Source organism: Sphingomonas sp. Sph1(2015) (assembly GCF_001970915.1).
GTDB lineage: Bacteria > Pseudomonadota > Alphaproteobacteria > Sphingomonadales > Sphingomonadaceae > Sphingomonas > Sphingomonas parapaucimobilis.
Window position 1 is genome coordinate 1 of sequence record NZ_MQUI01000066.1, and the last position, 13,964, is coordinate 13,964.

Below are 13,964 nucleotides of genomic sequence, written 5' to 3' on the forward strand. Positions count from 1 at the left end.
CCCTGTCGCGGCTGTTGCCTCCTTGCAACGCTTTTTCCTGTTTAGCTGAGGTTCATGCAACGTCTGACGTTTCGCGCCATTGGTGCCGTGACCGCCGAATGTAACGGCGGCCGGTACAGTAATGGAGTATAGTGTATGCGTAAGCTCATGCTCGCCGCCCTGGCGACGTCGGCAGCCGTCGCCGCCGCGGCCCCCGCCGCCGCCCAGACCGCACAGCCCTTCACGGGTTTCCGCGTCGAGGGCCTGATCGGCTATGACAGCCTCAACGATCGTCAGGGTCAGGACAAGAGTTCGAGCGACGGCGTGCTCTATGGCGCCGCGATCGGGTACGACCTTCCCGCAGGTCCGGTGGTGCTGGGTGCCGAGGGCGAGATCTCGGGCAGCAGCTCGGACACGCGCAGCAACGGCATCCGCGTACCCGGCGATCAGTTCCGCCTGGGCGCGGGCCGCGATCTCTATGCCGGTGCGCGCGTCGGCTATGTTATCTCCCCGGTCGCGATGGGCTATGTGAAGGCGGGTTACACCAACGCAAAGTTCGATGCGCGCTACTCTGCCGCTGGCGTCACCAACGTCAATTCGCAGGAAGTCGGCGGCTATCGCCTGGGTGCCGGTCTGGAATATGCGATCAGCCCGAACACCTTCGTGAAGGGCGAATATCGCTATTCGCATTATGACGAACTGGACGGCGTCGGCATCAATCCGAACCGCCACCAGCTGATGGCGGGTCTGGGCCTGCGCTTCTAAGCCGGGATTCTTTTCCACATTAACGGTGGTTTTACTCCCAATGTAAGAGGGGTCGGAGCCTTGCTTCGGCCCCTTCTTGGCGGGTAGGAACCAAGGCCATTTATCATTCGGACTCGGGGACCATGCGGTCGTTCCGGCGGGGGATCAGGAAATGAAGGCGACGATCGAACGCGCAACGCTGCTCAAGGGGTTGAGCCATGTCCAGTCGGTGGTGGAGCGGCGGAACACGATTCCGATCCTCTCCAACGTGCTGCTGGAGGCCACGGCCGAGGGCCAGCTGCGCATGATGGCGACCGACCTGGACCTGCAGATCAACGACAGCGTCGCCGCCGCCGTCGACCAGCCGGGTTCGACCACCGTGTCGGCGCATACGCTGTTCGACATCGCCCGCAAGCTGCCCGAGGGCGCGCAGGTCCAGCTGACGGCCGCCGAGGGGCGCATGACCATCGTGGCGGGCCGCGCCCGCTTCTCGCTCGGCACGCTGCCACGCGACGATTTCCCGGTGATCGCCGAGGGTGAGCTGCCGACCCAGTTCGAGCTGCCGGTGGAGCTGCTCAAGCAGATCATCGACAAGACGCGCTTCGCCATCTCGACCGAAGAGACGCGCTATTACCTCAACGGCATCTTCCTGCATGTCGCCGAGGATAACGGCAATCCGGTGCTGAAGGCCGCCGCGACCGACGGACACCGTCTGGCGCGCGTCACCATCGACCGTCCGAACGGCGCCGAGGGAATGCCCGACGTGATCGTGCCGCGTAAGTGCGTGGGCGAGCTGCGCAAGCTGCTCGACGAGGTGGACGGCTCGGTCGGCGTGTCGCTGTCGGGCACCAAGATCCGCTTCGACCTGGGTCAGGCGATCCTGACCTCCAAGCTGATCGACGGCACCTTCCCCGATTACAGCCGCGTCATCCCAACCGCGAACGACAAGATCCTGAAGCTGGACCCGAAGGCGTTCATGCAGGGCGTCGACCGCGTGTCGACCATCGCGACCGAAAAGACCCGCGCGGTGAAGATGGCGCTGGACCGCGACCGGATCACCCTGTCAGTGACCAGCCCCGAGAATGGCACCGCGTCGGAAGAAGTGCCGGGCGAATACACGTCGCTGGGCTTCGAGATCGGCTTCAACAGCCGCTATCTGCTCGACATCCTGGCGCAGATCGACAGCGACCTGGTGGAAGTCCACCTGGCAGACGCCGCCGCGCCGACCCTGATCCGCGAGAATGACAAGGCCCCGGCTCTGTACGTGCTGATGCCGATGCGGGTGTAAGACCTAAATCCTCCCCGCTCGCGGGGAGGGGGACCACCCGCAGGGTGGTGGAGGGGGATCGCCGCAAAGGATAACCTGCCGGGAAGTCCCCCTCCGTCAGGCCTTCGGCCTGCCACCTCCCCATGCTGGGGAGGATCGTTTAAGGCGGTCATAATGCTCACCCGCCTCGTCCTCACTGATTTCCGCAATCACGCCGACCTTATACTCTTTCCGAGTGCGGGGTTCGTCGTGCTGACCGGCGAGAATGGGGCGGGAAAAACCAACATTCTGGAGGCGGTGTCGCTGCTCGCCCCCGGTCGCGGCCTGCGTCGCGCCGCGTTGTCGGCGATGGCGCGGCAGGGGGGCAAGGGCGGGTTCGGCGTGGCCGCCACACTCGACGGGGAGGTCGAGATCGCGACCGGCGCGCTGCCGTCCGCGCCGGAGCGGCGTGTCGTCCGGGTGCAGGGGGCGGCCACCAGCGCCAATGCGCTGGCCGACTGGCTGTCGGTGCTGTGGCTGACGCCGACGATGGACCGGCTGTTCGTCGAGCCCGCGTCGGAACGGCGGCGGTTCCTTGACCGGCTAGTGCTGGCGCTGGCTCCCGCGCATGGGATGCATGCGACGCGCTATGATGCGGCGATGCGCGAGCGGAACAGGTTGCTGGCCAGTGACGGTCCGGTCGATCCCGACTGGCTGGGCGCGCTGGAGGCGCGGATGGTTGAGCATGGGGCAGCGCTCGACGCCGCGCGGGTGGCGGCGGTGGCGGCGCTCGACCAGCGGCTGGCCGACGCGCCCGACAGCGTGTTTGCCCGGGCCGCACTGGCGCTGGAGGGGGAGGCCGTCGAACCGGCGGCTTTTGCCCATGCGCTGGCCATGGGGCGCAGGCGTGATGCGGCGGCGGGGCGGACTTTGGTCGGGCCGCACCGCGCGGACCTGTCGGTGACGCATGTGGCCAAGGGGCAGGCGGCGGCGCTATGTTCTACGGGCGAGCAGAAGGCGTTGCTGCTGGGCATCGTGCTGGCCCATGCCGATCTGGTGACCGAGCAGCGCGGGTTGCCGCCGGTGTTGCTGCTGGACGAGGTGGCCGCGCATCTCGATCCATCCCGCCGCGCCGCGCTGTTCGAGCGGCTGGCGGGGCGGGGACAGGTCTGGATGACCGGGACCGAACCCGGGCTGTTCGCCGACGTGCCGGGGGAGGCGACGCGGGTGGAGTTTTAGAGGCAGGCGTCGGTCTCTGTGAGAGATCTTTCCCTCCCCATCCCCTCCCGCTTGCGGGAGGGGCGTGGCTGGGGCCGGTGTGAGGAGTTCCTCTCGAGTGAAGTCGAACGTGGCCCGGTAACGCACCCCTCCCGCAGGCGGGAGGGGATGGGGGAGGGTTCAGGGTCTTACCGAGACCATCACCCGCGACAGACCCGCATCGCCACCCCATCCAGCGCCCGGTCATAGCTCGCCGTCTCGCCAGCGCTCAGAAATCCCTGTTTCGCCACGAAGCGGTTCGCATCGCGGCGGATGCGCGTGACCGCATTCCAGAGCTTTTGCGCCTCGGCCTGCGACAGGCGACGCGCCTTGCGCGCGGTGCTGATATCCGCCTGGAGAATGTTGGCGCGCATCGCGATATGGGCCTGGCGCGGATCGCGGATCGTGCCGCCGGTCGGAGCCTTGAGCGTGCGCTGCTGCGTCAGATCGCAACTGGGATAGTCCTGCCGCACCGACTGCGCCGAGAGCGGGGCGGCGGCAAGCGCCGTCAGCATGATGGGGAGGAGGAAGGTCTTGCCGGTCATCATCATCTCCGACGCCAGGAAGCGGGATCGGGATACGCACAAAGGGGGCGTCCGGCTCCCGATCGGGGCATGAAATCGGCGTCACGAACGACATGTCGTCGCCGGGTTTTGCCGCCCGGCGCAGGGGCGCGCGAAAGGGCCGCCGCCCCTCCCATTTCGCTTTCCCTGAGAGGCGGTAATTCCTATATACTCGCTATGGCAGATACCCCCCAGACGAACGAATATGGCGCCTCCTCGATCAAGGTGCTGAAGGGCCTCGACGCGGTGCGCAAGCGGCCGGGCATGTATATTGGCGACACCGACGACGGTTCGGGCCTCCACCACATGGTGTTCGAGGTGTCGGACAACGCGATCGACGAAGCGCTGGCGGGGCATTGCGACCGCATCGACATCCAGCTGAACGCCGACGGCTCGGTCAGCGTCACCGATAACGGTCGTGGCATCCCGACCGGCATCCACCCCGAAGAGGGCGTGTCGGCGGCCGAGGTCATCATGACCCAGCTGCACGCAGGCGGGAAGTTCGAGAACACCAGCGACGACAACGCCTATAAGGTCTCGGGCGGCCTGCACGGCGTCGGCGTGTCGGTGGTGAACGCGCTGTCCGAGTTCCTGGACCTGACCATCTGGCGTGACGGCGAGGAGCATTACATGCGCTTCGCCCACGGCGATGCGGTCGCGCCGCTGAAGGTCGTCGGCAAGGCCGAACCGGGGCAGAAGGGCACCCGCGTCACCTTCCTGCCGAGCCCGTCCACCTTCAAGATCACCGAGTTCGATTTCGAGAAGCTGGAGCATCGCTATCGCGAACTGGCCTTCCTGAATTCGGGCGTGCGGCTTTTCCTGACCGATGCGCGGCATGAGGAGCCCAAGACGGTCGAGCTTTATTACGAGGGCGGGATCGCCGCCTTCGTGAAGTGGCTGGACCGGTCCAAGACGCCGCTCTTCCCCGAACCCATCGCCATTCATGGCCAGCGCGATGCGATCGGCATGGACGTCGCGCTGGAGTGGAACGACAGCTATTACGAGAATGTCCTGGCGTTCACCAACAACATTCCGCAGCGCGACGGCGGCACCCATATCGCCGCCTTCCGCGCCGCGCTGACCCGCACGCTCAACAACTATGCCGACAAGTCGGGCCTTCTGAAGAAGGAGAAGGTCACGCTGACCGGCGACGACATGCGCGAGGGGCTGACCGCCATCGTTTCGGTCAAGCTGCCCGATCCGAAGTTCAGCAGCCAGACCAAGGACAAGCTGGTCTCGTCCGAGGTGCGCCAGCCGCTGGAATCGCTAATCGCCGACAAGCTGGCCGACTGGCTGGAGGAAAATCCCCAGAATGCGCGCGCCATCGTCGCCAAGATCATCGATGCGGCCGCCGCGCGCGAAGCGGCCAAGCGCGCCCGCGAACTGACACGGCGCAAGGGCGTGATGGACATCGCCTCGCTGCCCGGCAAGCTGGCCGACTGTCAGGAGCGCGATCCCGCCAAGTCCGAACTCTTCCTGGTCGAGGGTGACTCGGCCGGCGGTTCGGCCAAGCAGGGGCGCAACCGCCATTTCCAGGCGATCCTCCCCCTGCGCGGCAAGATCCTGAACACCGAGCGTGCGCGGTTCGACCGCATGATCTCGTCCAAGGAAATCGGCACGCTCATCCAGGCGATGGGCACCGGCATCGGCCGCGACGATTTCAACGCGGACAAGCTGCGCTACCACAAGATCGTCATCATGACCGACGCAGACGTCGACGGCGCGCATATCCGCACGCTGCTGCTGACCTTCTTCTATCGCCAGATGCCCGAGCTGATCGAGCGCGGGCACCTCTACATCGCCCAGCCGCCTTTGTATAAGGCGACCAAGGGACGGTCGGAAGTGTACCTCAAGGACGACACCGCACTCGACGAATATCTGGTTGAGGCGGGTGTCTCGACCATGGTGCTGGAGGGCGCGGGCGGCGCACGCTCGGGCAACGACCTGAAGGGGCTGGTCGATCATGCGCGGCGGATGCGCACCCTGATGCGCTATGTGCCGCGTCGTTATGACGCCTCGATCATCGAGGTGCTGGCACTGGCCGGTGCGCTCGACCCGGTACTGACCCGCGAGCAACGCATGGCGACGGTGGTCGAAACCACGCGGCGTCTGGAATCGGGCGATCATGAGGCGCGCTGGTCGGCGCGTCTTACGGAAGATGGCGGCGTCCATTTCGAACGGCTGTGGCGCGGCGTGACCGACCACCACATCGTCGAGGCCAGCTTCATCGCCTCGGCCGAGGCGCGCAAGCTGCACACGCTGGCCGCCGAACAGGCCGAGAGCTTCGCGCACGCCGCCAAGCTGGTGCCGCTGCGCAACGCCGCGACCGAGCCGTCGGCCGACGTCGTGCCGACCGATGAGGACGGCAACGCGACGACCCTGGCGCGCGGCGAGACCCGCGTCGCGCGGCCGAGCCAGCTGCTGGAGGCGATCCTGACCGCGGGCCGCAAGGGCCTCGCCATCCAGCGCTACAAGGGGCTGGGCGAGATGAATGCCGAGCAGCTCTGGGAAACCACGCTCGACCCGGCGGTCCGCTCGATGCTGCGCGTGACCTCGGACGATGTCGCGGCGGCGGACGAGGTGTTCAGCCGGTTGATGGGCGAAGTGGTCGAACCGCGCCGCGAGTTCATCCAGGACAATGCGCTGAACGTGGCGAATCTGGACGTGTAAGCCAAATCTCCCGCCCTCCGTTCGGGCTGAGCGAAGTCGAAGCCTAAGGGAATCCCATGGCCTTCGACTTCGCTCAGGCTGAACGGGGCGGGGGACATATTGGTCAAAGGAGAGAGCAGGCATGAAGGCGATCGCACTGGGACTGATGCTGGTGGCGGGCGGGACCGTCGCGGTGGCGCAGCAAAAGCCTGCCGCTCCGGCCAAAATCCCCGCCACTATCACCACCGCGCTGGCCGACCCCGCGCGCGCCGACCAGGCGGGCGACGACGAACGGCGCCAGGCAGCGGCGGTCCTCGCCTTTTCCGGCTTGAAGCCGGGCGACACGGTCATCGATTACCTGCCGGGCAAGGGTTACTGGACGCGCATCTTTTCCGGCATCGTCGGGCCGAAGGGCCATGTCTATGCCTATTGGCCCGCCGCCGGGCAGAAATATGCCGAGAAGTCGCTGGGCACGATCCAGGGCTGGAACCTGCCCAATGCGACCGCGCAGGTGCAGGCGGTCAACCTCCCCGTCTCCGACAAGCCGGTCGATCTGTTCTGGACCGTCCAGAATTACCATGACGTCGCCAACAAGGATGCGGCGGAACCGGCGCTGCGCGCCTTCGACCAGGCGGTATTCAAGCTGCTGAAGTCGGGCGGCACCTATGTCATCATCGATCACGCCGATACGGTGGGCAAGGGGCTGGCCAACACCAACACGACGCACCGGATCGATCCCGAGGCGGTGAAGCGGCAGGTCCAGTCGGTCGGCTTCCGCTTCGTCGGCGAAAGCAAGGTGCTGCGCAATCCGGCGGACGATCATTCGAAGAATGTCTTCGACCCCGCCATTCGCGGACGGACGGACCAGTTCGTCTACAAGTTCCGCAAGCCTTGATTTCAAAGCCCCTCTCCCGGCAGGGGGAGGGGTTGGGGAGGGGCGAGAGCCCCACAAGTGCTGGTCTCGGTGAGACTCCCTACCCTCCCCCAGCCCCTCCCGCTTGCGGGAGGGGAGCGGCCAGAGGTGAGCGTAGGGCGTGGCCTTCGAGTTAAACCGGCACCCGCAACACCGCCCGGACCCCGCGATGCGCCGGGTCATATTCCACCGCCGTCTGCAGGCTCTGCGCCATCACCCGGATCAGCTTCGCGCCCAGTCCCGTGCCTTGCGGCTTCTGGTCCGCCGCCATGCCGCAGCCGTCATCCTCGACGGTCAGCACGCAATGCCCATCGGCCCGGACTACGCAAATCCGCACCTCGCCGCCGCCATCGGGATAGGCATATTTGCAGGCATTGGTGACCAGTTCGGTGACGATCACCCCGATCGATACCGCGCGGTCGGTCTTCACGCGGATCGGCTCGGCGGTCAGGGTCAGCGTGCGCGGGCAGGCATCGCTCGACCAGCTTTCGCCCAGTTCCTCGATCAGCGAACCCAGATAGTCGCGCAGGTCGACCTGTTCCACGTCATTGGCGGTATAGAGCCGCCGGTGTACCTGTGCGATCGCGCGGATACGGCGTTGCGTGTCCTCCAGCATGTCGCGGGCGCGCTCGTCGGTCAGCACGCCCTTTTGCAGTCCGATCATCGCCGAGACGAGTTGCAGCGAGTTGGCGACGCGGTGGTTCACCTCGCTCAGCATCGCCTCCAGCCGGGCATTGGTCGTGCGCAGCTCGGCCTCGGCGGCGGCCTTGGCGCGTTCCAGTCGGGCGCGGTCGAGCACCTGGGCAAAGCTGGCAGAGAGCAGGTCGAAGAAATCCTCGCCCACCGTCTTCACCACATAATCGGCCGCCCCCGCCTTCAGCGCGGCGACGGCGATGCGGCCCTCGTCCGATCCGGTAACATAGACGACCGGCGGCGGATCGGGCAGGGCGGTGATCGCGGCCAGCGTCTCCAGCCCGTCCATGCCCGGCATATAATGGTCGACGGCGACCAGATCGAAGCCGCCCTCCGCCGCCATGGCGACACCCTCTGCCCCCGAGGCGGCGGACGCCACGTCATAGCCATGTCGCCCCAGCGCGCGCGACACCAGCCGTCGCAGCGCATCGTCATCGTCGATATAGAGGATGCGGGGAGCCGCGGCGGTCGTCATGACGGGGGCGATCAGCCCTCGACCTCGGGCACCTGGATCACCGACAGGAACAGGCCCAGCTGGCGGATCGCCTGGGCGAAATTCTCATAGTTCACCGGCTTGGTGATATAGACGTTGCAGCCCAGATCGTAGCAGCGCTGGATCTCCACCTTGTCGTCGGTAGTGGTCAGCACGACGACGGGCGCGCGGCGCAGCGGGCTGTTCTCTTCCTTGATCCGGGCCAGGATGTCGGTGCCGCTCATGTCCGGCAGGTTCAGGTCGAGCAGGACCATCGCCGGGCCGCTCTTGGCCGGGCCGTCGGGTGCGTGGAACAGATATTCGAGCGCGGTCGTGCCGTCGGTGAAGTGCCGGATATCGTTCAGGATACCGGCGCGCCGGATATTCTTTTCGATCAGGCGGGCGTGGCCCTCATCGTCTTCGATCATGACGATGCCCACGGAGCGATGGTCGTTCATTCAGGCACCTTCCTGGAGGGGTGGGGCGATGGAAAGGGTGGGGGGAAGCGAGACGAAGAAGGTCGCCCCTTCGCCCAGTCGGGATTCGACGGAGATCGTGCCGCCCAGGCGATAGGCGAGGGCGCGGACATGGGCCAGGCCGATGCCCTCGCCCGGCTGGTCCTGCTGTCCCGAACGACGGAACAGGTCGAAGATGCGCTGGTGGTCGCGCGGGTCGATGCCCCGGCCATTGTCGCGCACCGCCACGATCACCCGGCCCGGCGTCTCCTGCACGGAGACATGCACCTCGGCAGGCCGCGACGGGTGGCGGTATTTGGTCGCGTTCTCGATCAGGTTGGACAGGATCTGTTCCAGCGCGATGCGGTCGCTGACGATGACGGGCATGGGGCGCTCGATCGTCACGGTGACGCCGCGATCGTCGATGACGTGGCGGATCGAATCGATGATCTGGTCGACCAGCTGGTCCAGCGCGATCATCTCGGGCGCCAGCACGCGGCGGCCTTCGCGGCTCAGCTTCAGGATGGCGTTGATCAGCCGGTCCATCTTGGCGGTCGAGGTGCGGATGAAGCCGATCGCCTCGGGCAGGTCCTCGCGCGCGGCGAGGCGCGCTTCCTCGGTCACGATCTGCGGCGCTTCCGCCTCGGCACGGTCGATCAGCTCGGCCAGCGGCTGGGCCGCGGCCGACAGTTCGGCGGTGAAGCCCATGACGTTGACCAAAGGCGAGCGCAGGTCGTGGCTGACGATATAGGCGAAGCGCTGGATTTCCTCGTTCGCCAAGGCGAGGTCGGCGGTGCGTTCCTTGACCTGATCCTCCAGCGTGGCGTTGAGCACGGCGAGCGCGCTGCGCGAGCGGTGGAGATCGCGGGTATAGCGGCGGATGGTCAGGAAGGTAACGATCGCGACCGCCAGGAACAGCAATGCGGCGATCGCCATGACGGTGGAAAAGGTCTGGCGGCTGGAAAGCTGCTCGGCGTCGCGAAGGGCAAGCAGGCGGCGTTCCTCGCGCGCCATGGCGTCGAACACGCGGCGCAGCTTCTGCATCCGCTGCAAACCGCTATCGGTGCGGAACTGGCGCAGCGCATCGGCACCCCGCCCCTGCTGGACCAGCGCGTTGGTCTGGCGCTGTGCGGCGTCGAGTTCGGCCAGGCGCTGCGTGACCATCGCCATCGGCGCATTCTGGCGCGGATTGTCGGCGGTCAGGCGGCGAAGTTCGGCGACCTGCGGGGCAAGCTCGGCATGGGCGCGCTCGAAACTGTTCAGAAAGGCCGGGGTGCCCGCCAGCATATAGCCACGCCGTGCGGTTTCCTGCTGCTCGGCCAGACGGCGTACTTCGATCAGGACGCTTTCGACGCGGTAGGTGTGGACGACCCAGTCGCTGTGCCGGTTCGTCTGACGCACGACATAGCCCGCCGCGCCCGCCGCGACGAGCAGCGCCAGAAATCCGATCGCCATGGCGGCGACCAGGATGCGGCCGATGGGATTTTCGGCCGGTGCGAGCGTGGGAGACCCCTGCATGGCGCCATGCCTTATCGAAGGACAGGCACCGACGCCAGAGCCGTTACGTCAGCATTACGGTATCAATTAAACGTGACATTACAGCAGCAGTTCCTGCGGGCTGGGCCGCCCGACATGGCCGCCGCCACGCCGCCGCGCCATCTCGGTCTCGGCGGTGAAGCGGACATCGGGATCGCGATCGGACAGGAAGCCGATCAGCGAGTCCTCGTCGATCTCGCGCCAGTCCTTGCCGCGATCGGGGCCGTAGCGGACACGCGGCAGCAGGCCGGGACTGCGCGACCATTCGAGCAGCTGCGCCAGGCTCGCCTCGTTCAGCTGGTCGCGCAGGTGATGCGCGGTGACATAGGCGTCGGGAAAGGCGCGGTGGATGGGCAGGCCACGCTCATGGACCAGCCCTTGCGGCTTGCGCCAATAGCGCAGCACCTGGTTGGAGAAGCTGGGGCTGTCGGGCCACAGGCGTAGCGCGCATTTCCAGGTGCAGATCCAGTCGGCCGACTGGGTCATGGCGGGGGTGCAATATTGCTGCTCGAAATCGGCGCGGTGCGCGGCCAGCGCCAGGCGACGCGGCCAGGGATCGAGCACGCGGCGTGCCACGTCATGCCACCAGGGCGCATCGGCGACCTGTTCGTCCAGGATATGGTGGATGGCCTGGGTGATGGGCGGGATCGGGCGGCCCGGATTGACCAGGATGCTGCCGCCTTCGCCCTCCAGTTCCCAGCGGCCGTCCTTGCCCAGCGCCACATCCTGCCAGCCGATCTCGCACACGCCGTGGGTGGGGGGGGCTTGTCCGGTGGTCTCCAGGTCGATGACGCGGATAATCTGGGGCTGGGGCCGTTGCATCGGCCCTATGTGGGCGTTCGGGCCGCGAAAAGCGAGCGCGTTATCCCATCAGAGCCCGATCGCGCAGCCCGCGCCAGACATGGAGCGCCTGCACCGTCTCGGCCACGTCATGCACGCGGATCAGCTGCACCCCCGCCTCCGCGCCCTTGATCGTCAGGGTCAGCGATCCGCCGAGCCGTGCATCGACCGGGGCTTCGTTCGACAGGGCGCCGATCATCCGCTTGCGGCTCGCCCCGAGCATGATCGGGCAGCCCAGCCCGTGGAAGATCGCCAAGCCGTTGACGAGCGCCAGATTGTCCGCGAGCGACTTGCCGAAACCGATGCCGGGATCGACCATGATCCTGGAGCGGGGAACCCCCGCCGCCTCGACCGCCGCGACCCGCGCCTCCAGCCAGTCGAACACCTCTGTCAGCACATCGCCATAGCCGACCCGACCATGCCCACCTTGGGCCGGATCGGGGGAGTGCATCAGGATCACCGGGCAGTCCGCATTGGCCACCACCTCCAGTGCGCGGTCGTCCCAAAGGAGCGCGGCGACATCGTTGACGATGCCAGCGCCCGCCGCCAGCGCGGCCTCCATCACGGCGGCCTTGCGTGTATCGATCGAAACCAGCGCGCCGCCCTGGGCCAGTCGCTCGACGACGGGGGCGGTGCGGGCGATCTCGTCGCCTTCCCAGACCGGGGCGGCGCCGGGGCGGGTCGATTCACCGCCGAGGTCGATCACCGCCGCGCCCGAGGCGGCCATCGCCATGCCGCTGTCGGCGGCCGCCGCCGGATCGCCGACATGCTGGCCGCCATCGGAGAAGCTGTCGGGGGTGACGTTCAGGATGGCGGCGACCTGCGGCTGGTCGAAGCGCAGCGTACGTTGGCCCATGACCCAGGGCGCACGAGGCGCGGTGAAGGCGGCGTGGAGCGCCTCGGCGCGGGGGGAGCCGCCCAGTTCCTCGGCGAACCGCGCGACGGGGACGATGCGGCGGCGGGGGCCTTCGCGGACTTCGTAGGCGGCGAACCACTGCATCCCGCCCGCCAGGCGCAGGACGCTGCCGTCTTCCAGCCCCACGGGCGTGTCGACGAATTGAACGGGGCGCAGGTGCATGGGATGGTTCCTAAAATCCTCCCCGGCACGGGGAGGTGGCAGGGCGAAGCCCTGACGGAGGGGGGCTTCCACACAGGTCGTCGCGTGCGGCGATCCCCCTCCACCACCGCTGCGCGGCGGTCCCCCTCCCCGTGGCGGGGAGGATCGTTTACGGCTGCGTCGCCAGCAGCCAGGTCTGGCGCATCGCATCGATCGGCTTCAACGCGCCTTCCAGCTCGTAATGCCAGAAGGTCCAGCCATTGCAGGTCGGCCGGTTCTGCAACACCGAGCCCAGCCGGTGGATCGACCCCGCCTGCCCGCATTCGGACAGCAGCGAGCCGTCCGCGCGCACCGTCGCGCGCCATTTGCGCTTGGCGTCCATCAACGGCATGCCGGGCAGCAGATAGCCATTCTCGACCAGCGTCCCGAACGCGACCTTGGGCTGCGCCTTGGGGCTCTGCATCGTCGCCAGCGCGCTTTCGTCGAGGGGCAGGGCGGCCTCGATCCGCTCGATCGCGGCGGCGCAATAGGTCGGCTCGCGCTCGATCCCGATCCAGCGGCGGCCCAGCCGCTTGGCGACCGCGCCGGTCGTGCCGGTGCCGAAGAACGGGTCGGCGATCACGTCGCCCGGCCGGGTGCAGGCGAGCAGGATGCGATAGAGCAAAGCTTCCGGCTTCTGGGTCGGATGGACCTTGTGCCCGTCCTTCTTGAGCCTTTCCTGACCGCCGCAGATCGGGAATTCCCAGTCCGATCGCATCTGTATCTCGTCGTTCAGCGTCTTCATCGAGCGATAGTTGAAGGTGTATTTCGCCTTCTCGCCCTTCGACGCCCAGATCAGCGTCTCATGCGCGTTGGTGAAGCGGGTGCCCTTGAAATTGGGCATGGGGTTGGACTTGCGCCAGATGATGTCGTTGAGGATCCAGAAGCCCAGATCCTGCACCGCGGTCCCGACGCGGAAGATGTTGTGATAGCTGCCGATCACCCAGAGCGAGCCATTGTCCTTGAGCACCCGGTAGCATTCGGCCAGCCACAACCGGGTAAAGGCGTCATAGGCGGCGAAGGTGTCGAACTTGTCCCAGGCGTCGGTGACGGCATCGACATGGCTGCCATCGGGGCGGAACAGCTCGCCGCCGAGCTGGAGGTTATAGGGCGGGTCGGCGAAGACCATGTCGACCGACTTGTCGGGCAGCGAGCGGAGCGCCGCGATACAATCGCCCATCAGGATCTGGTCGAGCGGCAGGTCGCTTTCGCGGTGCGCCGATACCGGCCGCGTCCCGATCGGCTTTCCCACCGTCTGGATCACCCCCATGCTACCCGTTCCTTCTACCCTCGAACCCTCGCATCCACCCGGAATGAGTCACACGTCAAGAGGCGATTCGCGTCCGCGACTCGCGCGATTCCGCCAGATTCGGTGACGCGTTGCGATTTCGTGGCAGATATGGGGGCTGTGGATAACTTCGCCCCCAAGGGAGTGGGGTGTGGCGATTGCGACTCGGGTTAACCCAAAATTCCTCCCCAAGCTCGCTTGGGGAGGAATTTTGGGTTAACCCGAGTCGCAAT

The 13,964-nt window shown here is 66.8% G+C and carries 12 protein-coding genes; 5 read left to right on the plus strand and 7 right to left on the minus strand.

Annotation, left to right across the window (positions count from 1 at the left end):
- Positions 1–135: 135 nt before the first annotated feature.
- From BSZ14_RS17420 to recF, 3 genes are all read left to right on the plus strand, one after another.
- Positions 136–744, plus strand: coding sequence for an outer membrane protein (locus tag BSZ14_RS17420; protein ID WP_076711873.1), 609 nt, complete (start codon positions 136–138; stop codon positions 742–744).
- Positions 745–895: 151 nt separating this feature from the next.
- Complete coding sequence (gene dnaN / locus BSZ14_RS17425) at positions 896–2,011, plus strand: DNA polymerase III subunit beta (RefSeq protein WP_042485316.1); 1,116 nt, start codon at positions 896–898, stop codon at positions 2,009–2,011.
- Positions 2,012–2,164: 153 nt separating this feature from the next.
- A complete protein-coding gene (gene recF / locus BSZ14_RS17430) occupies positions 2,165–3,208 on the plus strand; it encodes a DNA replication/repair protein RecF (protein WP_076711874.1) in 1,044 nt (347 codons plus the stop codon).
- Positions 3,209–3,387: 179 nt separating this feature from the next.
- Here recF and BSZ14_RS17435 read toward each other — a convergent pair whose 3' ends face one another.
- Positions 3,388–3,771, minus strand: a complete 384-nt coding sequence (locus BSZ14_RS17435; RefSeq protein ID WP_076711880.1) for a hypothetical protein — start codon at positions 3,769–3,771, stop codon at positions 3,388–3,390.
- A gap of 195 nt (positions 3,772–3,966) precedes the next feature.
- Between BSZ14_RS17435 and gyrB the strand changes: the two genes are divergently transcribed.
- Both gyrB and BSZ14_RS17445 read left to right on the plus strand, forming a co-directional pair.
- A complete protein-coding gene (gene gyrB / locus BSZ14_RS17440; RefSeq protein ID WP_076711875.1) occupies positions 3,967–6,459 on the plus strand; it encodes a DNA topoisomerase (ATP-hydrolyzing) subunit B in 2,493 nt (830 codons plus the stop codon).
- Positions 6,460–6,580: 121 nt separating this feature from the next.
- Positions 6,581–7,333: a class I SAM-dependent methyltransferase gene (locus tag BSZ14_RS17445; RefSeq protein WP_076711876.1), complete on the plus strand. Its 753-nt coding sequence runs from the start codon at positions 6,581–6,583 to the stop codon at positions 7,331–7,333.
- A gap of 151 nt (positions 7,334–7,484) precedes the next feature.
- Here the strand turns inward: BSZ14_RS17445 and BSZ14_RS17450 are convergent, their stop codons facing one another.
- The 6 genes from BSZ14_RS17450 to BSZ14_RS17475 form a co-directional block, all read right to left on the minus strand.
- Positions 7,485–8,519 carry a sensor histidine kinase gene (locus BSZ14_RS17450; RefSeq protein ID WP_076711877.1) on the minus strand — a complete coding sequence of 345 codons (1,035 nt, stop codon included), beginning with the start codon at positions 8,517–8,519 and terminating at the stop codon, positions 7,485–7,487.
- A gap of 11 nt (positions 8,520–8,530) precedes the next feature.
- A complete protein-coding gene (locus BSZ14_RS17455; RefSeq protein ID WP_042485336.1) occupies positions 8,531–8,974 on the minus strand; it encodes a response regulator in 444 nt (147 codons plus the stop codon).
- A complete protein-coding gene (locus BSZ14_RS17460) occupies positions 8,975–10,489 on the minus strand; it encodes a sensor histidine kinase (RefSeq protein WP_042485339.1) in 1,515 nt (504 codons plus the stop codon).
- A 78-nt stretch (positions 10,490–10,567) separates the two neighbouring features.
- Complete coding sequence (locus BSZ14_RS17465) at positions 10,568–11,329, minus strand: exonuclease domain-containing protein (protein ID WP_042485340.1); 762 nt, start codon at positions 11,327–11,329, stop codon at positions 10,568–10,570.
- Positions 11,330–11,369: 40 nt separating this feature from the next.
- Positions 11,370–12,425, minus strand: a complete 1,056-nt coding sequence (folP, locus tag BSZ14_RS17470; protein ID WP_076711878.1) for a dihydropteroate synthase — start codon at positions 12,423–12,425, stop codon at positions 11,370–11,372.
- 148 nt (positions 12,426–12,573) lie between these two features.
- Positions 12,574–13,713 carry a site-specific DNA-methyltransferase gene (locus BSZ14_RS17475; protein WP_076711879.1) on the minus strand — a complete coding sequence of 380 codons (1,140 nt, stop codon included), beginning with the start codon at positions 13,711–13,713 and terminating at the stop codon, positions 12,574–12,576.
- Positions 13,714–13,964: the final 251 nt, after the last annotated feature.